Source organism: Curtobacterium ammoniigenes NBRC 101786 (assembly GCF_001571045.1).
Taxonomy (GTDB): Bacteria; Actinomycetota; Actinomycetes; order Actinomycetales; family Microbacteriaceae; genus Curtobacterium; species Curtobacterium ammoniigenes.
On the sequence record NZ_BCSV01000001.1, the window covers coordinates 257,726 to 281,841 of the forward strand.

23 protein-coding genes and 1 tRNA gene are annotated in these 24,116 nt (G+C 67.5%); 15 read left to right on the forward strand and 9 right to left on the reverse strand.

What is annotated here, in order from left to right; all coding sequences use genetic code 11:
* Nucleotides 1-97 precede the first annotated feature (97 nt).
* The 7 genes from eno (at nucleotide 98) to CAM01S_RS01175 (ending at nucleotide 7,009) form a co-directional block, all read left to right on the forward strand.
* Entirely contained in the window at nucleotides 98-1,387 is a 1,290-nt protein-coding gene (gene eno, locus CAM01S_RS01145) for a phosphopyruvate hydratase (RefSeq protein WP_066514981.1), read from the forward strand.
* Between the two features lie 154 nt (nucleotides 1,388-1,541).
* The gene (locus CAM01S_RS01150) at nucleotides 1,542-2,171 is read left to right on the forward strand and encodes an FtsB family cell division protein (RefSeq protein WP_083527611.1); all 630 of its coding nucleotides are present in this window, start codon (nucleotides 1,542-1,544) and stop codon (nucleotides 2,169-2,171) included.
* A gap of 91 nt (nucleotides 2,172-2,262) precedes the next feature.
* A complete protein-coding gene (locus tag CAM01S_RS01155; protein ID WP_066514983.1) occupies nucleotides 2,263-2,790 on the forward strand; it encodes a DUF501 domain-containing protein in 528 nt (175 codons plus the stop codon).
* A gap of 153 nt (nucleotides 2,791-2,943) precedes the next feature.
* Nucleotides 2,944-4,578, forward strand: a complete 1,635-nt coding sequence (locus tag CAM01S_RS01160; RefSeq protein WP_083527612.1) for an NAD(P)/FAD-dependent oxidoreductase — start codon at nucleotides 2,944-2,946, stop codon at nucleotides 4,576-4,578.
* 64 nt (nucleotides 4,579-4,642) lie between these two features.
* Nucleotides 4,643-4,716: transfer RNA gene (locus tag CAM01S_RS01165), tRNA-Leu, on the forward strand.
* An 81-nt stretch (nucleotides 4,717-4,797) separates the two neighbouring features.
* Entirely contained in the window at nucleotides 4,798-6,189 is a 1,392-nt protein-coding gene (locus CAM01S_RS01170; RefSeq protein ID WP_066514987.1) for a glycosyltransferase family protein, read from the forward strand.
* Between the two features lie 70 nt (nucleotides 6,190-6,259).
* Entirely contained in the window at nucleotides 6,260-7,009 is a 750-nt protein-coding gene (locus CAM01S_RS01175) for a helix-turn-helix transcriptional regulator (RefSeq protein ID WP_066514992.1), read from the forward strand.
* A gap of 63 nt (nucleotides 7,010-7,072) precedes the next feature.
* On the opposite strand, the gene CAM01S_RS01180 is transcribed toward CAM01S_RS01175, so the two are convergent.
* The gene (locus CAM01S_RS01180) at nucleotides 7,073-8,815 is read right to left on the reverse strand and encodes a class I adenylate-forming enzyme family protein (protein ID WP_066514997.1); all 1,743 of its coding nucleotides are present in this window, start codon (nucleotides 8,813-8,815) and stop codon (nucleotides 7,073-7,075) included.
* A 272-nt stretch (nucleotides 8,816-9,087) separates the two neighbouring features.
* On the opposite strand from CAM01S_RS01180, the gene CAM01S_RS01185 reads away from it, so the two are divergent.
* Nucleotides 9,088-9,666 carry a LemA family protein gene (locus CAM01S_RS01185; RefSeq protein WP_066515004.1) on the forward strand — a complete coding sequence of 193 codons (579 nt, stop codon included), beginning with the start codon at nucleotides 9,088-9,090 and terminating at the stop codon, nucleotides 9,664-9,666.
* A gap of 28 nt (nucleotides 9,667-9,694) precedes the next feature.
* Here CAM01S_RS01185 and CAM01S_RS01190 read toward each other — a convergent pair whose 3' ends face one another.
* Nucleotides 9,695-10,933: a winged helix-turn-helix domain-containing protein gene (locus CAM01S_RS01190; RefSeq protein WP_066515008.1), complete on the reverse strand. Its 1,239-nt coding sequence runs from the start codon at nucleotides 10,931-10,933 to the stop codon at nucleotides 9,695-9,697.
* 80 nt (nucleotides 10,934-11,013) lie between these two features.
* Here CAM01S_RS01190 and CAM01S_RS01195 point away from each other — a divergent pair, with 80 nt between their 5' ends.
* On the forward strand, nucleotides 11,014-12,198 hold the full coding sequence (locus CAM01S_RS01195) for an AI-2E family transporter (protein WP_083527613.1): 1,185 nt from the start codon (nucleotides 11,014-11,016) through the stop codon (nucleotides 12,196-12,198).
* A 71-nt stretch (nucleotides 12,199-12,269) separates the two neighbouring features.
* Nucleotides 12,270-13,523 (forward strand): threonine ammonia-lyase, encoded by a 1,254-nt coding sequence (gene ilvA, locus CAM01S_RS01200; protein ID WP_083527614.1) that lies wholly within the window; start codon nucleotides 12,270-12,272, stop codon nucleotides 13,521-13,523.
* A gap of 49 nt (nucleotides 13,524-13,572) precedes the next feature.
* Here the strand turns inward: ilvA and greA are convergent, their stop codons facing one another.
* Both greA and CAM01S_RS01210 read right to left on the reverse strand, forming a co-directional pair.
* Nucleotides 13,573-14,061: a transcription elongation factor GreA gene (greA, locus tag CAM01S_RS01205; RefSeq protein ID WP_066515012.1), complete on the reverse strand. Its 489-nt coding sequence runs from the start codon at nucleotides 14,059-14,061 to the stop codon at nucleotides 13,573-13,575.
* A gap of 74 nt (nucleotides 14,062-14,135) precedes the next feature.
* Complete coding sequence (locus tag CAM01S_RS01210; protein ID WP_169795798.1) at nucleotides 14,136-14,570, reverse strand: DUF4307 domain-containing protein; 435 nt, start codon at nucleotides 14,568-14,570, stop codon at nucleotides 14,136-14,138.
* Nucleotides 14,571-14,751: 181 nt separating this feature from the next.
* Here CAM01S_RS01210 and mca point away from each other — a divergent pair, with 181 nt between their 5' ends.
* The 5 genes from mca to phoH2 all read left to right on the forward strand — a co-directional run bounded on the left by mca (nucleotide 14,752) and on the right by phoH2 (nucleotide 19,579).
* A complete protein-coding gene (gene mca, locus CAM01S_RS01215) occupies nucleotides 14,752-15,630 on the forward strand; it encodes a mycothiol conjugate amidase Mca (RefSeq protein WP_174520397.1) in 879 nt (292 codons plus the stop codon).
* Nucleotides 15,627-15,923, forward strand: coding sequence for a hypothetical protein (locus tag CAM01S_RS01220; RefSeq protein WP_083527616.1), 297 nt, complete (start codon nucleotides 15,627-15,629; stop codon nucleotides 15,921-15,923). The genes mca and CAM01S_RS01220 overlap by 4 nt, the downstream gene beginning before the upstream one ends.
* A 9-nt stretch (nucleotides 15,924-15,932) precedes the next feature.
* A complete protein-coding gene (locus tag CAM01S_RS01225; protein ID WP_066515025.1) occupies nucleotides 15,933-16,718 on the forward strand; it encodes an isoprenyl transferase in 786 nt (261 codons plus the stop codon).
* Between the two features lie 137 nt (nucleotides 16,719-16,855).
* Complete coding sequence (locus CAM01S_RS01230) at nucleotides 16,856-17,965, forward strand: aminotransferase class V-fold PLP-dependent enzyme (RefSeq protein WP_245631496.1); 1,110 nt, start codon at nucleotides 16,856-16,858, stop codon at nucleotides 17,963-17,965.
* Nucleotides 17,966-18,199: 234 nt separating this feature from the next.
* A complete protein-coding gene (gene phoH2 / locus CAM01S_RS01235; protein WP_174520398.1) occupies nucleotides 18,200-19,579 on the forward strand; it encodes an RNA 5'-3' helicase PhoH2 in 1,380 nt (459 codons plus the stop codon).
* A gap of 178 nt (nucleotides 19,580-19,757) precedes the next feature.
* Here the strand turns inward: phoH2 and CAM01S_RS01240 are convergent, their stop codons facing one another.
* From CAM01S_RS01240 to xseA, 5 genes are read right to left on the reverse strand one after another with little or no spacing between them, the layout of a single operon-like run.
* On the reverse strand, nucleotides 19,758-21,167 hold the full coding sequence (locus CAM01S_RS01240; protein ID WP_083527617.1) for a class II fumarate hydratase: 1,410 nt from the start codon (nucleotides 21,165-21,167) through the stop codon (nucleotides 19,758-19,760).
* 46 nt (nucleotides 21,168-21,213) lie between these two features.
* Nucleotides 21,214-21,825 carry a carbonic anhydrase gene (locus CAM01S_RS01245; RefSeq protein ID WP_066515028.1) on the reverse strand — a complete coding sequence of 204 codons (612 nt, stop codon included), beginning with the start codon at nucleotides 21,823-21,825 and terminating at the stop codon, nucleotides 21,214-21,216.
* Between the two features lie 37 nt (nucleotides 21,826-21,862).
* Nucleotides 21,863-22,504 (reverse strand): DUF4245 domain-containing protein, encoded by a 642-nt coding sequence (locus CAM01S_RS01250; protein ID WP_066515030.1) that lies wholly within the window; start codon nucleotides 22,502-22,504, stop codon nucleotides 21,863-21,865.
* Nucleotides 22,501-22,731 (reverse strand): exodeoxyribonuclease VII small subunit, encoded by a 231-nt coding sequence (locus tag CAM01S_RS01255; RefSeq protein ID WP_066516646.1) that lies wholly within the window; start codon nucleotides 22,729-22,731, stop codon nucleotides 22,501-22,503. The genes CAM01S_RS01250 and CAM01S_RS01255 overlap by 4 nt, the downstream gene beginning before the upstream one ends.
* A gap of 10 nt (nucleotides 22,732-22,741) precedes the next feature.
* On the reverse strand, nucleotides 22,742-24,034 hold the full coding sequence (gene xseA / locus CAM01S_RS01260; protein WP_066515032.1) for an exodeoxyribonuclease VII large subunit: 1,293 nt from the start codon (nucleotides 24,032-24,034) through the stop codon (nucleotides 22,742-22,744).
* Nucleotides 24,035-24,116: the final 82 nt, after the last annotated feature.

Sequence of the window (24,116 nt, forward strand, 5' to 3'; positions counted from 1 at the left end):
CTGTTGTCCACACGCAGTTCACTGTTCACTCGACCAAACCCAGGCGTCGATAGGATCGACGACGAACCACCACTACGCACTGTGTGAGGAGTCCCCTGTGGCCGTGATCGACGCTGTCGGAGCCCGCGAAGTCCTCGATTCCCGAGGCAATCCCACCGTCGAGGTCGAGGTCCTGCTCGACGACGGCGTCGTCTCTCGAGCGCTCGTCCCGTCCGGCGCCTCCACTGGCGCCTTCGAGGCCTACGAGCTGCGCGACGGCGACCCGAAGCGCTACGGCGGAAAAGGGGTGCTGAAGGCGGTCGAGGCAGTTCTCGACGAGATCGGCCCGGCGATCGAAGGCTTTGATGCGACCGACCAGCGCCTCGTGGACGCGGCGCTCGTCGAGCTCGACGGGACGGAGAACAAGTCGCGGCTCGGCGCGAACGCCATCCTCGGCGCTTCCCTCGCCGTGGCCCGCGCGGCCGCGGACTCGGCAGACCTGCCGCTGTTCCGCTACCTCGGCGGACCGAACGCCCACACGCTGCCTGTCCCGCTCATGAACGTCGTGAACGGCGGCGCACACGCAGACACGAACGTCGACATTCAGGAGTTCTTCCTCGTCCCCTATGGCGCAGAGTCCTTCTCGGAGGCTTTGCGCTGGGGCGTGGAGACCTACCACGCGCTGAAGAGCGAGCTGAAGAAGCGGGGGCTCTCCACCGGTCTGGGCGACGAGGGCGGCTTCGCCCCGGAGCTCGCGTCCAACCGCGCCGCGCTCGACTTCCTCCTGCAGGCGATCGAGAAGGCCGGGTTCACACCGGGCAAGGACATCGCGCTCGGACTGGACGTCGCCTCGACCGAGTTCTTCGCAGACGGCAAGTACACCTTCGAGGGCAAGCAGCTCGACAGCCAAGAGTTCACCGCGTACTTCGCTGACCTGGCCGCGAACTACCCGCTCGTCACGATCGAAGACCCGCTCGCGGAAGACGACTGGGCCGGCTGGTCGCACTTCACCGCTGAGCTCGGCTCGAAGCTGCAGATCGTCGGTGACGACCTGTTCGTGACGAACCCCAAGCGCCTGGAGAAGGGCATCGCGGAGCGTGCAGCCAACTCGATCCTGGTGAAGGTGAATCAGATCGGCACCCTCACCGAGACGCTCGACGCGGTCGCGCTGGCCCAACGAAGTGGCATGACCGCAATTCTCTCCCACCGCTCCGGCGAGACCGAAGACACGACGATCGCCGACATCGCGGTCGCCGTCGACGGTGGGCAGATCAAAACGGGCGCGCCCGCCCGTTCGGATCGCGTCGCGAAGTACAACCAGCTTCTCCGCATTGAGGAAGAGCTCGGCGACGCAGCCGCTTACGCGGGACGGAGCGCGTTCCCGCGGAGCGCGTCGCTCTGGTCGTAACGGTTCCCGGCCCCGCGTCTCCAGGACACGCTTCTGGAGGCGCGGGGCCTGCTCCGTCATGGAGGTGCAGAGCAGGACATGCTCTCCCGCAGCAGTCGTCAGCTCCCGGCGGTTCGCGGACGAGCATCATGACCGGTCGGGTTAGCGTAGAACCATGACGAACGAGAAGCCGCGCGTTCGCCGGATCCCCGTAGCGATTCCGACCGCAGAGCGCGTCTCGCTGCCGTGGTTCCGGAACCTGCGTTTCTCCGGATTCAGCGCACTGATGCTCGGCATCATCGTGCTCTTCGTCGTCGTCCTCGCACCCTCGCTGCGGACGCTCATTCAGCAGCAGGAGCAGATCGCGCAGAAGCGTGAGCAGGTCGCCGCCGCGAAGGCGGATGTCGCGACGAAGACGGCCGATGTTGCTCGATGGAGCGACCCCGCGTACATCGAGACGCAGGCGCGCGACCGACTGCTCTACGTCTACCCGGGCGAGGAGAGCTACCTGGTGATGGGCGCCTCCGGTTCGAGTGGCTCGGCCGCGCACGCGCCGGTCACCGACGCGGGCACACCGGTCAGCGCAACGGTGCAGACGCCACACGTCGACTGGGTCTCCGGGATGCTCTCGAGCGTTCTGACGGCGGGCCTGTCCACCAAGACCGCGAACCAGTTGCAGAGCCCCGCAAGCGGCACCGGGGCGACCCAGGGCAAGACCGTTCCCGGCACCGCGCCGAGCGCCGGCACCGCGCCGAGCGCCGGCACCGTGCCGAGCGCCGGCAGCACCCCGAGCGCCGGCGGTTAGCGGTACCTGAGGAGTGCCTGTGCGGGAGCGCAGCACAACCGGATCGGTGCCGGTGGGGCAAGGACAACGGCCCCGTTAGGATCGTCGACTGATGACCACCCCGCCCTTCGAGCCCGCCAGCGACGCCGATATCGCCACTGTCTCCGAGCAGCTCGGTCGCCCCGCCCGCGACGTCATCGGCATTCCCGCGCGGTGCGCCTGCGGTGCGCCGACGGTCGTCGCAACGCAGCCACGACTCGGCAACGGGACTCCGTTCCCGACGCTGTACTACCTCACCCATCCCGCTGCGACCGCCGCCGTGTCGAGGCTGGAGGCGGACGGAACGATGGCGGGATACGCGTCACTGCTCGACGAGGACCCTGCGATTGCTTCCGCCTATCGTGCCGCGCACCTCGCTTATCTGTCGGACCGTGAGTCGATTGCATTCGTTCCCGAAATCCACGGTATCTCCGCGGGCGGAATGCCCAACCGCGTCAAATGTCTGCACGCGCTCGTCGGCCATGCGCTTGCTGCCGGACCCGGCGTGAACCCCATCGGCGACCGAGCACTCGCCGAAAGCGGATGGTCGCCCGAGCGCTGCGAATGCCGACCGGCAAGCGGAAGCACGGCTGCCCACTGAGCCGGTGAAGCGGTCAGTACGTCATGTTCGGCCGACAATGAGTGGATCGGTCCGAGCCGACCCTAGAATCACGATGGGACATCGACGTCAGGGTCGGCGGTGGGAGCGAGTAAGTTATTTCGCGGCAACCCCACCCCAAGGAGACATTGACCCGTGCCAAAGATCCTGATCGTCGGCGGCGGTTACGCCGGTTTTTACACCGCTTGGAAGCTCGAGAAATGGCTTCGTGACGGTGAAGCAGAAGTCGTCATGGTCGACCCGCTGCCGTACATGACCTACCAGCCGTTCCTGCCAGAGGTCGCAGCCGGATCGATCGAGCCGCGGCACGCAATCGTCGCCCACCGTCGCCACCTCAAGCGCACGACCGTGGTGACCGCCAAGGTGACGGCCGTCAACCACGCGACGAAGACCGCGACGATCACACCCCCCGTCGGCGAGCCGTGGGAGGAAGAGTACGACACGATCGTGATGACGGCCGGGGCGGTCTCCCGGACCTTCCCGATCCCCGGCGTCGCCGACGAGGCGATCGGCCTGAAGACCATCGAGGAAGCTGCAGCGATTCGCGACCGGATGCTCGTGAACTTCGCCAAAGCCGCGAACGTCCCGGCGGGCCCCGAGCGCGACCGTCTGCTCACCGTCGTCGTCGTCGGCGGCGGATTCGCCGGCATCGAGATCTTCGCCGAGCTGCGCTCATTCGCGTCGGACCTCCTGCGCCGCTACCCGGAACTGTCCTTCGACGACACCCACTTCCACCTCGTTGAGGCAATGGGCCGGATCATGCCGGAGGTTTCACTCGAAACGAGCTACTGGGTGCTCAAGAACCTGGCGGAGCGCGGCGCAGAGGTGCACCTCGAAACGCAGCTCGCGTCCGCCGAGAACGGCGTCTGCGTGCTCAAGCCCAACGAGGGCGAGCAGCAGGTCATCGAATCCGACCTCATCATCTGGACTGCCGGTGTCATGGCGAACCCGATGGTCAAGGGCACGGACTTCCCGCTCGAGCCGCGCGGGCGCATCCGCGTGCAGCCCGACCTCCGCATCGTCGACGACAACGGCGTGATCGACGGCGCGTGGGCCTGCGGCGACGTGGCAGCAGTCCCCGACCTCACCGGTGGCGGCGTCGGAGGCATGTGCGTGCCGAACGCGCAGCACGCGGTCCGGCAGGCGAAGCGTCTTGCGTCCAACATCGTGGCGCAGATTCGTGGCGAACAGCTCGTCGACTACAAGCACGAGAACCTCGGCGCTGTCGCCGGCCTCGGTATCGGGATCGGCGTGTTCCAATCGGGGAAGTTCGCGATGAAGGGCTTCCTCGCCTGGGGCGCGCACCGCGGCTATCACGGTCTCGCGATGCCATCGTGGGAGCGGAAGTGGCGCGTATTCGGCGACTGGATGGGCGGATTCTTCCTCGGCCGCGACATCGCCTCACTCGACCACCGCGAGACTCCACGCGCGGCGTTCGAGGAGTTCGCCTCCCGCCCGAAGCCAGCCGAGCCGGCCGCTGCACCGCAACCCGAGGTCGCGAAGCCAGCAGGCGCGGCAGGTCCCGCGTATGCGACCCCCGCCGACGACGTCTCGAAGGCTGACGCGCCGACGAGCGCGGCGACCCCTGCTCCGAAGCGAACGACGACTCGGAAGCCCGCAGCCAAGCGGCCCGCGCGCAGCACCGCGGCAACGGCGGACGCACCCGCGGCAAACGCCGACGCGGCGTCTGCTGGAGCAGCGCCGACCAGCCAGGCTGACACCGAAGCCCCGGAGGCCGTGAGCGCCACGGCGAGCACCACGGCTGAATAGGATCCCCCTGCAGGAGGCGACCGGTTGTCGACGACGACTGGTCGCCTCCCGTGTTCCATGGCCCGCCCCCGTGGCCCAATCGGTAGAGGCATGCGACTTAAAATCGCCGAGCTGAGGGTTCGAGTCCCTCCGGGGGCACACGCGTATGCAGTGCGGTGCGCAATCGGTGCGGCCGGGCACGCGAGTTTTCGTTCCGACACTGTCTAGGGTGATACGGAAATGAAGATCGACCGACGCAACACACGTCCGCTGTCCTGGATCGAGATCGCTGTGATGACCGCGGTCGCGGTCGGGCTGACGATCGGCAGCATGCTGCACCACCTCCCGTGCACGGTGCTTCCGGGACCGGGGGTCGCACGCATCACGCAGTTGTCCCAGTGGGGATGCGCCAGCGACGTCGGCGGCATGTTCACCATCCATGACTACGCGGCCCATGTGTTCCCGTACGTCTCGCCGCACGCGGATGCGAGCGGCCTCCCGCTCGGGACACCGGAATATCCGACACTGACGGCGATCTGGATCTGGCTCACCGGCCTCCCCGTCGTGTCCGCGCACGGCTTCGTGATCGTCACCGCGCTCACGTTCCTGCCGCTCGTCGCACTGGCGACCATCATGCTCGCGCGCGTCGCGGGCCGACGCGCCTGGATCTTCGCAGCGACGCCTCCGCTGTATCTCTATGCATTGCTCAACTGGGACGTCATCCCGGTGTTCTTCGTCTCGGCAGCGCTTTTTGTGGAGCTCGGGCTCCGCGACCGCATTCCACCGTGGGTCCGTGCGTTGATCGCGGGTGCGCTGCTTGGCATCGGAGGTGCGTTCAAGCTATATCCGGCGCTGTTCGTCTGTCCGCTCGTGCTCGCATACCTCATCGAGGCAGGCGTCCCGCTTGCTCGCCGCGTGCGCGACGCAGCCGTTGTCGCGGGCTCTGCCGTCGCCGTCTTGCTCGCTGCGAACGTTCCGTTCCTCGTCATCAACGCCGCGGGGTGGTGGAGCGTGATCCGATTCCAGGCGAGCCGCCCCATCGAGCCGGACACCCTGTCGGTCTGGTACTACGCACTCCTGCCGTGGTCGGCGCAGGCCACGCCGTCGGTCGAGCACACGCTCAACCGGATGGCGCAGGTGGCGACCGCGCTGGGCCTCCTGACCGTCGTCGTGATCGGACTCGTGATTGGAATCCGACGCCGCCAAATGCCGTGGGTGCAGACTGCCGCGGCCATGATCTGCATCTACATGGTGTGCAACAAGGTGGACTCGCCGCAGTACACCCTGTGGCTGCTGCCGTTCTTCGTGGTGGTGCGGCTGCGGATTGGTTGGATCATCGCCTACCTGGGCGTCGACCTCGCGACATTCGTTGGCTACTTCCGGGACATCTACTACAACTCGATCGGTCACACGGAAGCGACGTGGGCGCACTTCCTGCTCTACGCGGGGATTGCAGGACACATCGTCCTCCTGCCGATCATTGCCGGCGTGTGCCTCGCGAGTGGCGTCGCCCGGCCGCGCGCCGTGACGGATAGGTCGGTCGACGATCCGGAGGCGCCCGCTCACCTCCCCGAGGCATCCGCCGACGTTCCTGAGCGTGCTCCCGGTGAACTGGCAGCACCATTGGCGTAAACCGTTGGCAATACTGCGGCGGTTCGACGCGAACGACCGCTGAGGACGGCGAGGCGGAGGTGATACGCCGATGGATGCTGACCCGACGGCTCACGATGAGCCGTGCATCCTCGTCGACGATGTTCCCGACTCGGGCGCATGGGTGACCGTCGCTGACGTGGGGGAGGAGATCGCGCTCCTCCCGACGAATCGGCGCGCAACGCCCCATGCCCCGTCGCTCTCCGTCGACGAACGCGCGTTCCGCCAGGTCGCCCGCGAGCTGGTGGGCGACGCGCCGCTCGAACTCTCGGTGGAGCAGGCGCCGCGCGACGCACCCGCCGTGCGGTTCTGGCGGACATTCGCGAGCTATGTCCGAGCCTCCGACTCCGAGGACGGCCCGACGTTTGCCGTCCCCGTGGTTCAGCGCACTCGGTTCGATGCGTTCGTCGCCGCGGTGCTCGCAGTGTTCCCCGTCGTCGCGCTCCGCGAGGAGGGGGAGGACCCCGACGGTGTCCTCCCGGCGGCGCTACGTCGTGCAATGCGGTTCATCGATGTGCACGCGCAGGACGGGGTGAACGTCGAGGCGATCGCCGAGGCATCCGGTCTCAGTGTTCGCGGCCTTCAGGCCGCCTTCCGACGAAGCCTCGACCGCACGCCCCTCGAACAGCTCCGCCTGGTGCGGTTGCAGCACGCGCACGACGATCTCGTCCGCGGCGACCCGATCGACGGAACGACGATCGAGGCGATCGCCGCCCGATGGGGATTCTCGTCGAGCGGCCGGTTCGCCGCCGCATACCGGCGAGAGTTCGGGGTCTTGCCGAGCGCGACGCTTCGGCGCTAGGTGCCGGTTGCGAGCGAGAGTACCGCGCGACGGCTGCCCGCCCGTCTCGTGGCCTGCCCCCGATCAGGGTGCGATGAAGCGACCCGTCTCGTGGTCGGAGGCTGCGCTCGCCTTGGCGAGATAGTGCACCTTCTTCCCCGTGGCGTTGTAGGGGATGCTGTCGACGAAGCGGTACAGCCTCGGCCGCTTGTAGCGGGCGAGCGCGGGGTGGGATCCGGCGAAGCGATCGAGCTCCGCAGCAGCGGCGGCATCATCCTCGGGAAGGGAGGTGCGACGGACGACGTAGGCGGCCACGATCTCGCCCCACCGATCGTCAGGAACGCCGACCACGATCGCATCAGCGACGCCGGCGTGTTCCGCGAGAATCGCCTCGACCTGGACCGGGTGGACGTTCTCGCCGCCCGAGATGATCATGTCGTCCTTCCGGCCCACGATCGTCACCCGCTCCTGCTCGTCCCACGTTGCGAGGTCACCGGGGTAGAACCACCCGTCAGCGAACTTCTCGGCCTCGAGATCCGCGTTTCGGTAGGAGTAGCCCGATTTGATCGTGCGGACGGCGAACTCGCCGATCTCGGTGCCGTCCTTCGCCACGGTGTCGGTCGGATCCGCGAGCCGATCCGTGTAGACACGAACCACCGCGACGTCGTCGTCAGTGGATGCGCGCCCCGTCGAGCCGGCGCCGTCGGGGAAATCCTCCGGGCGGAGGAACGTGTTCCAGAACGTCTCCGTCGTGCCGTACCCGTTGAAGATGCGCTCCGTGAGCAGCCGCTGGAACCGCAGCGCGGCCGCCCGGTCGAGGGGCGCACCCATCGTCACGATCCCATGCAGCGACGACAGATCGCGGGGCCGGCGCTCTTGTGCGTCGGCGAGTTGTACAAGGTTCGTGGGGGCGCCGATGAGAAACGTCAGACGCTCGGACTCGACGAGGTCGAGCACCGTGTCGGCATCGAAGTGTCGGAGTGTCGTGAGTTCCGCGCCGACGTAGAACACCGGGTTCGGACCGCCCGAATACAGGCCGCCGCGGTGGAAGAGCGGTGACATGTTCAGGGTCTTGTCGAACGGCGTGAGCGGGAAGTGCATGATGACGTCGTGTGCGCTCAGCACCTCGACAAGGCTGGGCAGCGGCACCGGCTTCGGCCGCCCGGTCGTTCCCGACGTGTACAGGCGCGTCGTCTCGGCATAGGTCGTTCGCGGGGCGTCGGAGCGGCCCGCAGCAAGCTCGTCGCCGGAGACCGGAGCGGCAGCGAGCGCCTCGGAGAACAGGACAGCGCGCTCGATGGTCCCGGCATCGGGTGTGTCTGCGGACGATGCGCTCGCGCCCTGGCTGGTGCCGGCTGCGGCTGGAACGCGCAGCACGTGCTCTGGACGATGGTGGGCGATGGTGAGCGCTTCGGCCATGTCGTGTTCGCGGGCAGCGTCGAACACGAGCACCCGGGGCGACGAGTCGTCGATGATGTACGCGACCTCAGCGGGTGCGAGGCGGAAGTTCGTCGGTGAGAAGATCGCGCCGATCCGGTGACAGGCGAGATAGAGGATCGCGAACTCGGGGGAGTTGAACAGCTCCACCATGACCACGCTGTTCTGCTCGACACCGTGACGGAGGAGCCAACCCGCGACGCGATCGACCACCTCGCCGAGTTCCGCATACGTCCAGGATCGGTCGGACGCGGGATCGCGGAGCGCGGGGCGGTTCGCGAAGCGGTGGACGTTCCGAGCGAACCCGTTCGCGTAGGTGTACGTGCCTTCGAAGACGGAGCGCAGACGCGTCTCGTCGTACACGGTGGGGGTGGTCTGAACGTCGGTCATGGCTGCTCTCGCTCGCGAATTCGGGTTCGATGGGCAGTAGCCGCCAGCGCGACCGTGCACCGTCCGTCAGCGTAGCCCGATGGATCGGGTCCCGGGAAAGTCGGAGAGCGCAGCGGGACGCCGGATCGCGCAGGGTTTCGGTGGTTCGGCGACCTCAGGCCGGGCGTGCAGGGAGTCGCGGTTATAGTCGATCCGGGCCTGTCCGCCCGCGCGACGTGGGGCTCACCCTATGTCGGCCCGACGCAAACGACGCAAAGGAGTACGCACCCGCTATGGACACCGGATTCGTGGCTGCGGTCGTCGCCGGAGTGGTTGTCGCCATTCTCGTTGTCGTCGGGATCGTGTTCTGGATGACTTACCACACGGTCGTCGGCCTCCAAGAGCGCGTGGACGCGTCGTGGCGCCAGATCGCCCAGGCGCTGCAGGAGCGGGCGGAGCTTGTGCCGACACTCGTCGACGCCGTCCAGCCATTCGCGAGTCACGAGAGCGCAGCGCTCCGCGGTATCGACGAGGCGCGCCAAGAGACGCTCACTGCGCCCGACGCCGCTGCCGCATCCGTCGCCGAAGACCACATGCAGCGCGCGCTGAAGACGGTGTTCACGCTGGCAGAGGGGTATCCGCAACTCCAGACGAGCCAGTCGTTCCTGCAATTGCAGTCCGAGCTCGCTTCGACCGAGGATCGCCTGCAGTCCGCTCGGCGCCAGTACAACGGCGGCGTGCGCGAACTCAACACTCGCATCAGACGGTTCCCCGGAACGACGATCGCGCGGAGCCGCGGCGTCGGCGAAGCGGTGTTCTTCGAGTCGAACGAACGCGCGGCGATCGCCGAACCCCCTCGAGTGCAGTTCTGAGCGCCTGCCGCCCGCGGACCGGCACCCGTCATCCCGCGCGCCGCTCGACGCGAGTGACCGCCGCGGCCAATTCTGCTGCCGCTGTGCCGTGGTCGCTCACCTCGATCGTGTCGAGGCCCTGCCACCTCGCAGCCATGCGGAGTGTCTCTGCAAGCCGGTCCGCATCGAACGGCGCATCGGGTTCACGCCAGGCGGCCCGCACCAGGAGTGCGCGTCGCTGACGATCGCTCTTCAGATCGACGCGCCCGACGATGTGCTCGTCCTGGAGGACCGGGAGCACGTAGTACCCATACACCCGCTTTGGGGCCGGTGTGTAGATTTCGATGCGGTAGCGGAAGTCCCAGAGGCGTTCCGCGCGCGGTCGGAACCAGACCACCGGATCGAACGGCGACAGGATCGCCGACGCGCTGATCCGGCGCGGAATTCGAGCGTCAACGTGCATCCACGCGGGTTGGCTCCACCCCTCGACGGCAACAGGGACGACGCTCCCTGCTGACTGCAGGTCGAGCAGTGCGCGCTTCGTGTCGTCGGTTCGGAGCCGAAAGTAGTCGGCGAGGTCCGCGACGGTGCCGACCCCGGAGGCTCGAACCGCATGCTCGACAAGCGACCGAATCCCATCCGCTCGCTCGGGCGCTGCGTCGAGGTACCCCGGTGGCAGCACGTGGTCCGGGAGCGCGTAGACGCGTTCGAAGCCTCGTCGGCCGGCGGAGACGACATCTCCCCATCGGAACAGGAACTCGAGCGACCGCTTCACGTCGCTCCACCCCCACCACGGGCCATGCCGGACATTCGACTCGTGTTCGATCTCGCTCGCGGCCATCGGACCGTTGGCGGCAAGGACGGCCAGGAGCTCACGCATGAGCGGTGCGCGATCCTCGACGAACGGGGTGCGCCCTGCCTCGTGATCCCGCGCACGCAACGCGTCCATCTTCCAGCGGAAGAGCGGCAGCATCGCTCGCGGGATGAACGCCGCCTCGTGGGCCCAGTACTCGACATGCCTCGCCCCGGCGTCCACCGTCGCTCGATCCAACACGGTGCGGTCGTACGGGCCGCGCCGGGCGAAGAGCGGCAGATAGTGGCTTCGCTCGAACACGTTCACGGAGTCGATCTGCAGCAGGCCAAGGGCGCCGATGCACGAGGTGAGCGAACGCGCCGAGCGGAGCGGCTCTGCCCCGGGCGCCATCCGCTCTGACTGACGCGCGAAGCCCTGGGCGCCGAGCACGAGGCGTCGCGCGTCGGCACGCGAGAGTGTCGAGTGTGAGGGCACGCTCCGGACCCTATCGGGGACGTGCGACGCTGTGATGGCACACAGGATTTCCCCCGGCTTCTGCTCAATAGAATCGCCGCATGATCAGCCGTCGGCCCGAGCGCCCAGAAGGGCAGCAGCCACTCGTGCCGCCCGGCATGCAGATCGCCGGCGCGTGGTCATGGCGCATCCTCGCCATCCTCGCCGTGATCGCGGTCTTCATCTGGCTGGTCGTCACCCTCGAACGGATCGTCGTTCCGTTCTTGATCGGCATCGTCATCACAGCGCTTCTCGCACCGCTGTCCGCATGGCTCCAACATCACGGCGTGCCGAAGTGGGCCTCCGTGGTGGTGAGCATTCTCGCCGCTATCGCCGCGGTCGTCGGGTTGATCTGGCTGGTGGTCAATCAGATCTCTGCGGCGTACCCCTCGCTTGCGCGGCGAACGGTCGAGCAGTACGCGAACATCAAGCAGTTGCTGCTCGACTCCGGCATCGGAATCTCTCAACGCGACTTCGTCACCTGGTCGAACGACATCGGGAAGTGGCTCCAAACCCACTCGGGCTCGGTGCTGTCCGGGGTCGCGACGGCGGGCTCGAGCGCCACTCGCGTGTTCGAGGGGCTCTTCATCGTCCTGTTCACCACGATCTTCCTGCTCGTCGACGGCAAGCGCGTCTGGCGCTGGATCGTCGTGCTGTTCCCGCGCGGCGCTCGATCCGCCATCGACGGTGCCGGTGTCGCGGGCTGGTCGACGCTGACAAGCTTCATCCGGGTGCAGATCTTCGTCGCGTTCGTCGACGCCGTGGGGATCGGCGCCGGAGTGTTCTTCAGTGGCGTCCCTCTCGCGATTCCGATTGCCGTCGTCGTCTTCCTCGGGTCCTTCGTGCCGGTCGTCGGCGCGATCGTCACCGGCGTGCTCGCCGTGTTCGTCGCCTTGCTCTTCAACGGGTGGGTGATCGCGCTCGTGGTGCTCGGGATCGTGCTTCTTGTCCAACAGATCGAGGGGCACCTGCTCCAGCCCCTTGTCATGGGCAGCGCTGTCCGCGTCCATCCGCTCGCCGTCGTGCTCGGGGTAGCCGCAGCATCCGGTCTGGCCGGTATCGCTGGCGCGTTCTTCGCCGTGCCGCTCATCGCGACGCTGAACACGATGGTCACGACCGTCGCATCCGGTCGGTGGCGCCGTCTCGACTCCCAGCATGTCGAGGCGGGGATCCGGAGCGAACGCCAACGTCACAAGCACCACGACGAGGACGACCCGCTCTCCGACGAGCCGGACTTCGCGATCTGACGGAGGGCCTGACGCCTGTCCTCCGACGTCATCTCACCGACGCCGCGGTGCGCAGGCGTCAGAATAGTCAGGTGAGTGTGCAGCAGGAAGCCGATACCCGAGTCACGGTGCCGTCGTTCGCCGATGTCGAGGGTGCGCGCTCGATCGTGGCGCGGGTCGCGCGGGTGACACCGATGGAGACGTCGCAGTTCCTCGCCGACATTCTCGGCTCGCCCGTGCATCTGAAGTGTGAGAATCTGCAGCGCACCGGCGCGTACAAGCTCCGCGGTGCCTACAACCGGCTCTCCAAGCTCACCGCCGACGAGCGTCGCAGCGGCGTCGTCGCCGCGAGCGCAGGAAATCATGCGCAAGGCGTCGCACTTGCGGCGCGCGAGCTTGGCATTCCCGCCACCATCTTCATGCCGGTGGGTGTCGCACTGCCGAAGCTCCAGGCGACGAGGAACTACGGCGCGGAAACGGTGCTGCACGGACACAACGTCGAAGAGGCGCTCGCGGCAGCCAAGGAGTACGCGGCATCGACGGGCGCGGTCTTCATCCCGCCGTTCGATCATGCGGATGTCATCGCCGGCCAAGGAACGGTCGGACTGGAGATCGTCGAGCAAGTCCCGGACGTCGACACGATCGTCGTCCCGGTCGGTGGCGGTGGGGTGATCTCGGGGATCGCGATCGCCGCGCGCGGACTATCGGAGCGGCTGGGCCGACCGATCCGTGTCGTCGGTGTCCAGGCGGAGACGGCTGCTGCCTACCCGCCGTCACTTGCGGCAGGGATGCCGCTCGCGGTTCGGACGGCACCGACGATCGCGGACGGAATCGCGGTCGCCCGCCCCGGCGAACTCAACTTCCCCATCGTCCGCGACCTCGTCGACGAGATCGTCACGGTCGCGGACGACGACGTGGCACGCGCGATCCTCCTGCTGCTCGAACGAGGCAAGCTCGTCGTCGAGGCGGCGGGCGCCGTCGGCGTTGCCGCGATCATGACGGGCGCGATCCGTGACACCGGTCGCACGGTGGTGCTGCTCTCCGGTGGCAACATCGATCCGCTCATGCTTGAACGTGTCATCACTCGCGGTCTTGTTGCAGCCTCCCGCTATGTGGGGATCCGCATCATGCTCCCGGACCGTCCGGGACAGCTCGCGCGTGTGTCACAGGTGATCTCCGATGCGGGAGCGAACGTCGTCGAGGTGCTGCACACCCGGCACGGACAGAACCTGCAGATCAGCGAGGTCGCGCTCGACCTGTCAATCGAGGCCCGTGGTCCGGAACACTCCGAGGAGGTCGTGCGACGCCTCCACGAGGCCGGGTTCCGACCCGAAGTGCGTCACTGACGGATCACGTCGAGCACCTGAGCCGGGTGACGTCAGCGACGGCGGCGGGTCATGGCTCGTAGCGCTCGACCTTGATCACGGAGACGGCGATGTCCTTGCCGTTCGGCGCGGTGTAGTGGGTGGCGTCACCCGGACGGAGGCCGAGGATTGCGGCGCCGATCGGGCTCGACTGGCTGTACACGGTGAGATCCGCCCCGTCGGCGACGATCTCGCGGTTGCCGACGAGGAACGTGGTCTCGTCACCGGCGATCGTCGCGGTCACGACCGTGCCGGGTTCGACCGTGCCGTCGAACTCCTGCTCGCCGACCGTCGCATGCTTCAGCAGGTCCGTCAGCTGGCGGATCCGGGCCTCGATCTTGCCCTGCTCGTCCTTGGCGGCGTGGTAGCCGCCGTTCTCTTTCAGGTCGCCTTCTTCGCGCGCCGCTTCGATGCGGCGGGCGATCTCGGCGCGGCCTTCGCTGCTCAGGTGGTCGAGCTCCGCCTGGAGGCGGTCATGGGCCTCCTGGGTCAGCCAGGTGACCTGGGTGTCGTTGCTCATCCTTGGTTCCCTTCCGACGTAAAAAAGCGAGACCGGCCAGCGTCGGCCGGTCTCGAACGGGGAATCCGGACAGCCTACGGGACCCAGCAGTTGTTGATCAACCCGGTGACGCCCCGCTCGCTCGTCCGAACGTCGGTGCGGAAGTTCGTCTGCGACGCCGAGGTCGGTGGCACGGTCACGATCTTCCAGCCGACGATGGCGAACGACTTGTTCTCGACCTCGATGGCGCATCGAACCGTTGTGCCGGGGTTCACCTGCACTTGCGACGTGACGGTCGTCAGCTGGTCGGAGACGACGCTGTATCCCAGATCGTTCGTTTGGAGGTTGCCGGTCGGCACATCTCCGGGGCCCGCCCAAATGGCCCACGCGGCAAATGTGAGGCCGATCGCGACCGCGATCACCACGGCGAGGATGACCTGAAAGCGCCGTCGGCCGGGCGTCCGACCGTACCGGTCATCGAGCCCCCTCCCGGACGGACGGGAGGCGCCTGAACGCGCCTGTGGATACACGACGCCTTGCGTAGGTGGTTGCGGTGCGGACAGCGTGAACTCCTGGGACGATTATCCTTGGATCAAGGGTAGTTCACGTTGCTGCGGAGGCTGTCCCAACTATCTTGCCGTCCCTGTGACGGTCCACACCGGTCCGCTCGACGATCACGACCACGGGCGACCACAGCTGTTGAGGAGCGTCGTGCCTTTGCGTCTCATCGCGGTTCACGCCCACCCGGACGACGAGTCGAGCAAGGGTGCCGCGACGTACGCCAAGTACGCGGCCGCTGGTGCGGAGGTGCTCGTCGTGTCCTGCACCGGGGGTGAGGCGGGCGACATTCTGAATGACCAACTGCCGGCCGTGGCGCAGTATCGAGCGCATCGGGATATGGCCGGGTATCGCCGCACCGAGATGGCCGCGGCCCAGTCGGCGATGGGTATCCAGCACGCCTGGCTCGGCTATCACGACTCCGGTCTCCCGGAGGAGGGCGAGTCGGTTCGCCCGGGCACCTTCGCCACGGTCCCCATCGAGGTCAGTGCCGGTGTTCTCGTGCGGATCGTTCGCCGGTTCCGCCCGCACGTCATGATCGCGTACGACGAGAACGGCGGATATCCGCATCCGGACCACATTCGCGCCCACGACATCGCGATGGCCGCGTGGCGCGCCTCCGGAGATCCGGCGATGTACCCGGAGGCCGGGGCACCGTGGTCCATCAGCAAGCTGTACTACGAGCGGATCATGAATCCGTCGCGGTTCAAGGCGGTCTTCGCCGCGCTGCAGCAGCAGGATCCGAACTCGGAGGCCGTTGCCCGCCTGGGCGAGTTCATGGAGCGGTTCGCCGATCGCCCTGACCTTGCCACCACGCATGTCGAGTGCGCCGAGTACTTCGATGTCCGCGACCGCGCGCTCCGCGCCCACGCCAGTCAGGTGCCGGCCGACAGCATGTTCTTCTTCTGGCCGAACAACCTCCTCGCATCCGTCTGGCCGACCGAGGACTACCAGCTCATCGAATCGAAGGTGCCGACCGAATTGCCCGAAACCGATCTGTTCGCCGGAATCGATCCGGAGGCTGCCCAATGACGGTCCTCGCCGTGAGCGGCCTGCAGGTGCTCGCCGCCGCAACCCCGACCCTCCCGCCGGACAAGGTCCCCGACGTCGACGTCACCCCCGGCGTCGTCGGATTCATCGCCATTGCGTGCGTCGCCGTCGCGACGATCTTTCTGATCGTTGACATGGTCCGCCGCACCCGCCGGACGCGCTACCGCGCCGAGATCCGCGAGCAGCTCGAAGCGGAGGCGCGCATCGGCGCCGAGTCGGACCGACCGGATTCGCCGTTCACCGACTCGGACGAGCGTCCCACTCCGTTGGACTAACCTCTGCCTGTGCACGCGCGTTCGCCGAGGACCACTGGGGGGCTCCTCTACCGCGCATACCAGCGTCGGCTCCGCCGCAGCATCGTCGGTTCGACGATGCCGAAGCATGTCGCGATGATCGTCGACGGCAACCGGCGATGGGCACGGCAGCTCGGGCTGGAGACCGCGGCGCACGGGCATCGCGCTGGCGCGGCGAAGATCCCGGAGTTCCTGGGCTGGTGCGACGATCTTGGCGTTCAGGTCGTGACGCTCTACCTGCTCTCCTCGGACAATCTCTCAGGCCGCGGCTCCGATGAGCTCACCCAGCTGACCACGATCATCGCCGAGCTCGCGAAGGCGCTCTCCGACCACGGGTCATGGCGGGTGCAGCACGTCGGCTCGAACGAAGGGCTGCCGCCCGAACTCGTCGCCGCGCTCGAGGATGCCGAGCGAGCGACCGCCGCCAACACGGGTCTGCACGTCAATCTCGCGGTCGGATACGGCGGACGGCGTGAGATCGCGGACGCGATGCGCAGCATCGTTCGGGCACATGGCGCGGGTGGCGGCACACTCGACACGCTTGCCGACGTGCTCACTCCCGAGCTCATCGGCGATCACCTGTACACCCAAGGGCAGCCGGACCCCGACCTCGTGATTCGGACATCGGGCGAGCAGCGCCTCTCGGACTTCATGCTGTGGCAGAGCGCGCACAGCGAGTTCTACTTCGTCGAGGCGTTTTACCCGGATCTCCGGGAAGTGGACTTCTTGCGCGCCGTCCGCGACTACGGATTACGCTCCCGCCGGTTCGGTGGGTAACGCGTCGGACGCCGCGTCCGCCCCTCGACAATTGGGGGGCATGGGGATCGTTCAGTACACTCACAGTGTTCGCTTGCATTCGAACAGTTGCGCTCGGGGGGTCGCTGTGCACGCCGTCTCCTCCCGAAAGGCACCCTGTGACGACTATCGACGAATTCATCGCCGAGTTCGCTGAGGAGCCCGGCTACCTCGACCATGCGGCATTCGGCCCGGTCCTCACGCCGGTGCTCGAAGAGCAGCGCGTGCTCGGCACCATCCAGGAGCGCACTCGGTTCGGAGCGCTCGAGACCCTCGACGAACAAGATGCGCGCGTGCGATCCGTCGCATCCCGTCTGGTGCGGCGCCGCGACGATCAGATCGTCTCGCAGACCGCGACGACCCCGGGGCTGCTCCATACCGCGTTTGCGCTGAGCGGCGATGTGCTCGTGGCGGCGGACGAGTTCCCGTCGCTCCCGTTGGCGCTCGCGAGCGCGGCGGCGACGGCGGGGCGCGTTCGCCCTGTGGTCATCGAAGCCGGCGTCGGACCCCTGACGCCCGACCTGATCGCTGCGCGACTCACGGATGAGACGACCGCCGTCGCGCTGAGCCTCGTGGACTGGCAGAGCGGGTATCGGGTCGATTTGGCAGCCATCCGTGACGTCATCGGGGACCGACTCCTCATCGTGGATGCCATCCAAGGCTTCGGTGTCGTTGATGCTCCCTACGAGGTCGCCGATGTCGTGGCGACCGGGGGGCAGAAGTGGCTCCACGCAGGATGGGGCACGGGATTTCTGGCGCTCAGCGACCGGGCACTGGAGCGCATGGCGCCAGTGCTGTCCGGGCCGAACGGAACCGAGGGGTGGCCGGAGACCATTCCGTCGGTGCGTGCAGGAGCGGCCGCGTATCAGATGTCGCGGGTCGACCCGGTGTCGCAAGCCCGTCTCGCAGTCGCGCTCGAGCGCGTCTCGTCGGTCGGCATCGCCGCGATCGAGGAGCGCGTCGCTGAGCGTGTGGAGCAGGTGCTCGCCATCGCGGACGAGTTCGGCATGCCGGTCGTGTCCCCCCGAGACCGCACCGAGCGCGCCGGCATCGTCGTGCTGCATCCGCAGCCGTCGCAGTTGACCGCGCTGTCTGCGGCGCTGCACAACCAGGGGATCACCGCGACCACACGAAACGGGATGCTGCGGCTCTCACCGTTCGCTTCGACAGCAGACGCCACGCTGGACATGCTGCGCGACGCGTTCGTCGCGTTCTCGACGGTGAGCTGAGCTCCGCTGGGCGAACAACTCGTGTGAACGTGCGATTGCGTTCCGCGTGTCGATCGACCGTTGTCGGCGGCTCGCCGTATGTTCGCCGCATCGGGCACCGCGCCCGATCGAAGCGGCCACAGGTGGAGCTTCGCGACCAAGGATCTGCTCGCGCGGATCCAGTGCAGTGCTCATCCAGAGCACGAGTGGCCGTTCCGAGGACATGGACCGGGCCGAGCACGGCCCGGGGATGGAGTGGTCGTGACCTCTCAGAGCACCTCCCGCGGAACGTCATCCACGACGGCATCGTCGTCTCGACGGGCTGCGGCATCGTCCGCCTCGACCACAGAGCGCACCTACGTGCTCGATACCTCGGTGCTTCTGAGCGACCCTCGGGCACTGTTCCGGTTCGCCGAGCACGACGTCGTCCTTCCGGTCGTCGTGATCAGCGAGCTCGAATCCAAGCGCAACGATCCGGAGATCGGCTATTTCGCCCGGCAGGCGCTCCGGATCCTCGACGAACTCCGCATCGAGCACGAGCGTCTGGACTTCCCTGTTGCTGTCGGCGACGGCGGTTCGCTGCGGGTTGAGCTCAACCACTCGAATCAGGCTGTCCTGCCGTCCGGACTGCAGCTCGGCGACAACGATTCCCGGATCCTCGCGGTCGCGTCGAACCTGAAGAACGACGGACTCGATGTCGTCGTGGTCTCGAAGGACCTTCCGCTTCGGGTCAAGGCCGCATCGATCGGCCTCGCGGCGGAGGAGTATCGCGCCGAACTCGCGGTCGACAGCGGCTACACCGGCGTCACGTCGCTTGAGGTCTCGGGCGAGCAGATGGCGTCGCTCTATGAGCGCGAGGAGATCAGCGCCGGATCGCTGGCCGGTGTCCCCATCAACACCGGTGTCGTCATCCACTCGGAGCGCGGCTCGGCGCTCGGTCGGGTGCACGCCCCCGGGGCCGTGGCGCTCGTCCGCGGCGACCGCGAGGTGTTCGGGCTCCGCGGTCGGTCGGCGGAGCAGCGCCTGGCCATCGACGCGCTGCTCGATCCCGAGATCGGCATCGTGTCGCTCGGCGGGAGCGCCGGTACGGGCAAGTCGGCGCTGGCGCTGTGCGCCGGTCTGGAGGCTGTGCTCGAGCGTCAGCAGCACAAGAAGATCATGGTCTTCCGCCCCCTCTACGCGGTGGGCGGTCAGGAGCTTGGTTACTTGCCGGGCGATGCGAACGAGAAGATGAACCCGTGGGCACAGGCAGTGTTCGACACGCTCGGCGCGCTCGTCTCGGACAATGTGCTGGAGGAGGTGCAGGAACGCGGGATCCTCGAGGTTCTGCCGCTGACGCACATCCGAGGCCGCTCACTGCACGATGCGTTCGTGATCGTCGATGAGGCGCAGTCGCTCGAACGGAATGTGCTTCTGACGATGCTGTCGCGGATCGGGCAGAACTCGCGGGTTGTGCTCACGCACGATGTGGCGCAGCGCGACAACCTGCGGGTCGGTCGGCATGACGGTGTCGCCAGTGTGATCGAGCGTCTGAAGGGCCACCCGCTGTTCGCGCACGTCACACTGACGCGGTCTGAGCGGAGCGCGATCGCTGCGCTGGTCACCGAGATGCTGGACTCGCCCGAGCTGGTCTGACGGTGTTGGTCTGACGGCCGGGGCTGGGAGGCGCGGTGCGCGTGATGCCGCACCGCGCCTCCCAGCGGACGCGTTTCAGGTCGGGCCGACCTCGGTTCGGGGCTGACGTCAGGCTAGAGCCGACCTCGGGCCAGGGCCGACCTCAGGCCAGGGCCGACGTCAAGCCGGGCGACGCGCCTCAGTTCGGGTGGGTCATTGACAGGACGTCGAGGGCGGCGTCAAGTTGCGCCTCGGTCACTTCCCCGCGCTCCACGAAGCCGAGTGCGACGACTGCCTCGCGCACGGTGAGCGACTCGCTGACGGCGTACTTCGCGACCTTCGCCGCGGCCTCGTAGCCGATCACTCGGTTCAGTGGGGTCACGATCGACGGCGAGGACTCGGCGAAGGCGCGGGCGCGGTCGACGTTCGCCTCGAGCCCGTCGATCGCCTTGTCTGCGAGAACGCGGGTGCTGTTCGCGAGCAGTCGGATGGATTCGAGGAGGGCGGTGCCCATGACGGGGATCGCGACGTTGAGTTCGAATGCGCCGGACGCCCCTGCCCAGGTGACGGTCGCGTCGTTTCCGATGACTCGGGCGGCGACCATCAGGGTCGCCTCGGGAATCACCGGGTTGACCTTGCCCGGCATGATCGACGACCCCGGCTGCAGGTCGGGGATGTGCAGTTCGCCGAGCCCGGTATTCGGTCCGGAACCCATCCAGCGGAGGTCGTTGTTGATCTTCGTCAGGCTGACGGCGATCACCTTGAGGGCTCCCGATGCTTCGACGAGCGCGTCGCGGGCGCCTTGCGCCTCGAAATGGTCCTTCGCCTCGGTGATGGGCAGTCCGGTGCTCTCCGCGAGTTCGGCGATGACCTGCTGCGGGAAGCCCTTCGGCGTGTTGATGCCGGTCCCGACGGCGGTGCCGCCGAGCGGGACCTCGGCGACGCGGGGGAGTGCGGCTTCGATGCGCTCGATACCGAGCCGGATCTGCCGCGCGTAGCCGCCGAATTCCTGACCGAGCGTCACGGGGGTGGCGTCCATGAGGTGCGTGCGACCGGACTTGACTACCTCTGCCCAGGCGGTCGCCTTTGCCTCGAACGCGGCGGCGAGGTGGTCGAGTGCGGGGATCAGTTGCCGGAGGAGCGCTTCGGTGACCGCGAGGTGCACCGACGTGGGGAAGACATCGTTCGACGACTGGGACGCGTTGACGTGGTCATTGGGGTGCACGGCGGTGCCGGACGCGGTGGACGCGAGCGTTGCGAGCACCTCGTTCATGTTCATGTTCGACGAGGTGCCGGAGCCCGTCTGGTAGGTGTCGATCGGGAACTGGTCGAGGTGATCACCCCCGATGATCGTCTCGGCCGCGTCGACGATCGCTGTCGCGACGCCTTCGTCGAGAATGCCCAGCCGGTGATTGACGATCGCTGCGGCGCGCTTGATCTGCGCGAGGGCGATGATCTGCGCTGGCTCGAGGCCGGTGCCCGAGATCGGGAAGTTCTCCACGGCACGCTGCGTCTGGGCGCGGTAGAGCGCCGAGACAGGCACGCGAACCTCGCCCATGGTGTCGTGTTCGATGCGGTAGTCGGTCTCGGCGTCGGTGTGTTCGGTCACGTCGTCGTGGTCCTTCCTCGGGGTGATGCGTCGGGGTGGTGTCGGATCAGCGATCGCCGACCACGGTGTCGATCGTCAGCGATCCGCTGGCGAGGTCGTAGGTGGCACCCGCGATGGCGAGTCGACCTGCCGCGAGCGCTTCGGCGACGACGTCGGACTGGTCGAGGATGGTCCGCAGTGTCGCTTCGAGGTGGGTGCGGCCGACGTGCTCAGCGTCGGCGGAGCCGCCGTCGGCAGGCACGGAGGACGAGATCGCCTCGATGACGGATCGGATGTGGCGTGCTGAGATCTCGCCGCCCGCAACTGCCGCACGAACCGCACCGCAGCCGGTGTGCCGGATGACGAGCACGAGCGGAACGCCGAGCTCTGCAACGGCGTACTCCAGCGAGCCGAGGGCCATCTCGTCGGCGATCTGTCCGGCGTTGCGGATGGTGAAGAGCTCGCCGAGCGAGGCGTTGAGAATGAGTTCCGGCGCGACTCGGCTGTCCGCGCACGCGAGGACCGCTGCGAACGGACTCTGACCCGTGGCGAGCGACTCGATGCGCTCGGGCTGCATCGGCGCGGTCACCCGGTCGTTCGCTGCGCCGGCGGCGAGAGCCGACCTATTGCCGTCGACGACACGCTTGAGGGCTTCGGATGGCGAGAGCGGGGTGGGCATGATGCTCCTGTCGATCGAATGCGGGCAGAGGGAGGGGTTAGCTTCCGCCAAGCTGCGCAGCGACAGCCGAGGCGACCTGCGTGAACGAGTGGTCGTCGGCTGTGCCCGCGAGGATCACGGTACTGTCGCCGAACGGCGCAACGAGCGCGTAGGCGAGATTACCGGCGGCGGAGCCCTGCGATCGCTGGTCGTACACGGTCCATTTCGTCCCGGCGATTGTGCGGGTTCCTGTTCGGGTCGCCTGGTTCAACTGCTGAGACACCCAACTCGGATTCGCGTGGAAGCCCTGATGGATTCCGATGTATTGGTTGTCCGGCGTGATCAGGCCGACCGTCCAGACGTTCACGCCGTCCGCGGTCTTGTCGGCGTAGTCGGCGCGATTCGACCAGTACGTGTTGGGAAGATCAGGCGCGGCGAGGGTGACACCCGGCAGGGCGGCTTGCGCAGCGATCTTCCGGTAGTCCACGTGCTGCTGCGACGTGTTCATGGACGGGCGGCCGACGACGGCGACCAGTGCCAGTACGATCCCCAGCGAGGCGACGAGTGACAGGATCAGGTTGATCGCGGTCTGATGCTGGCGACGCAGCGCGCGCGCGCTCGATTTGCGCTCGAACGCCTCTTCGTCGGTTTCCGCGCGGCCGAGCTCGGCGACGATCGGGCGGCCGTTCTGATCGGTCATTGGGCGGCCCCGTCCGGTGCGGAATTCCGTGCCGCGTCTAACCGGGCGCGGGCTCCGAGCAGCCACTGTTCGCAGCGATCGGCGAGTGCCTCGCCCCGTTCCCACAGCTCGAGCGAGCGCTCAAGGGTGGCCGACCCCTGTTCGAGCTCGGCGACCACCCGCACGAGCTGGTCGCGCGCGGCCTCGTAGCTGAGGTCAGCGATGTTCGCGGTTTCGTCGGTTGGCACGGTCACGATTCTACCGAGGGGTCGTCGGACGTTCGGGTGCTGGCTGAGCGTCCTGTGGAGACGCCGACGTGGTCGCGTCCGCTTCTGCCAACTCGGCCTCGATCGTGCCGCTGGCTGTCCCCTCGCCGAGGAAGACGCGCACCTCGGTTGGCACACGGACGTCCGCGGCGGCTCGCACGACGCGTCCATCGCCGCGCTGCACGATCGCGTAGCCGCGACGCAGTGTGTCCCGCGGTGAGAGGGCGCGGAGGCGACCCACGAGGTGTCCGGTCTCGGCATGGGCACGCTCGAGACGACGGTCGAGCAGCTCCCGCGACCGGCCGAGGTCGCGAGCGACCTCTTCTGCCCGGCTGTCCACCAACCAGCTCGACGAGGCAAGTGCCGGGCGCGACCGGAGCGCCGACAACCGGTCTGCCTCGACGCTGAGCGTGTGCGACAGCCGGAGGCCGATGCGGCCGCGCACCTGCTGCACCATCGCGAGCTCTTCCGCGACGTCCGGAACGACGCGTTTCGCCGCATCGGTCGGCGTCGACGCCCGGAGGTCCGCGACCTCGTCAAGCAGTGGGCGGTCGGCCTCGTGTCCGATCGCGGAGACAATGGGGGTCGTCGCGACTGCCGCCGCCCGGACGACCAACTCATCGCTGAATCCGAGCAGGTTCTGAAAATCGCCCCCTCCGCGAGCGACGATGATGACGTCGACCTCCGGGTCTGCGTCGAGCATGGCGATAGCCGCCGCGACTTCCGTAGGAGTCCGGTCACCCTGCACGGCTGTGTGCACCGTTCGGAACGCCACCTGCGGCCATCGCAGCTGCGCGTTTCGGTGGACGTCCTTTTCCGCGTCCGAATCCTTGCCGGTGATCAGACCGATCCGGTTCGGCAGGAACGGGAGGGGTCGCTTTCGCGATGCGTCGAACAGGCCTTCGGCGGCGAGTGTTGCGCGCAGCCGCTCCAGGCGCTCGAGCAGGTCGCCCAGGCCGACGTGCTTCATCTCCACGACCTGCATGGTGAGCGTGCCGCCCTTGAGCCAATAATTCGGTTTCACGGCCGCGACGACCCGGTCGCCCTGCTTCAGATCGTTCGGCACGCGTGCACGCACGCTCGACCAGATCGAGAATGAAACTGTGGCGTCGACCTCGAGGTCTTTGAGCTTGCCGTACACGTTTCCCCCGGCGACGTTCCACTGGGTGATCTCGCCCTCGACCCAGGCCACGCCAAGGCGCTCGATCCAGTCGCGGAGCTTCTGGCCGAGCAGCGCGACCGGCCACGGGTTGTCGGCGGTCGGGGGTCCCTGGTCGATGGCCATGCGTCCATCTTGACCTGCGCCTCCGACAGGTCCGCACGCGACCGTCTCTGTGCGCCCAGACCGCACGGATGCCGCTCACCTA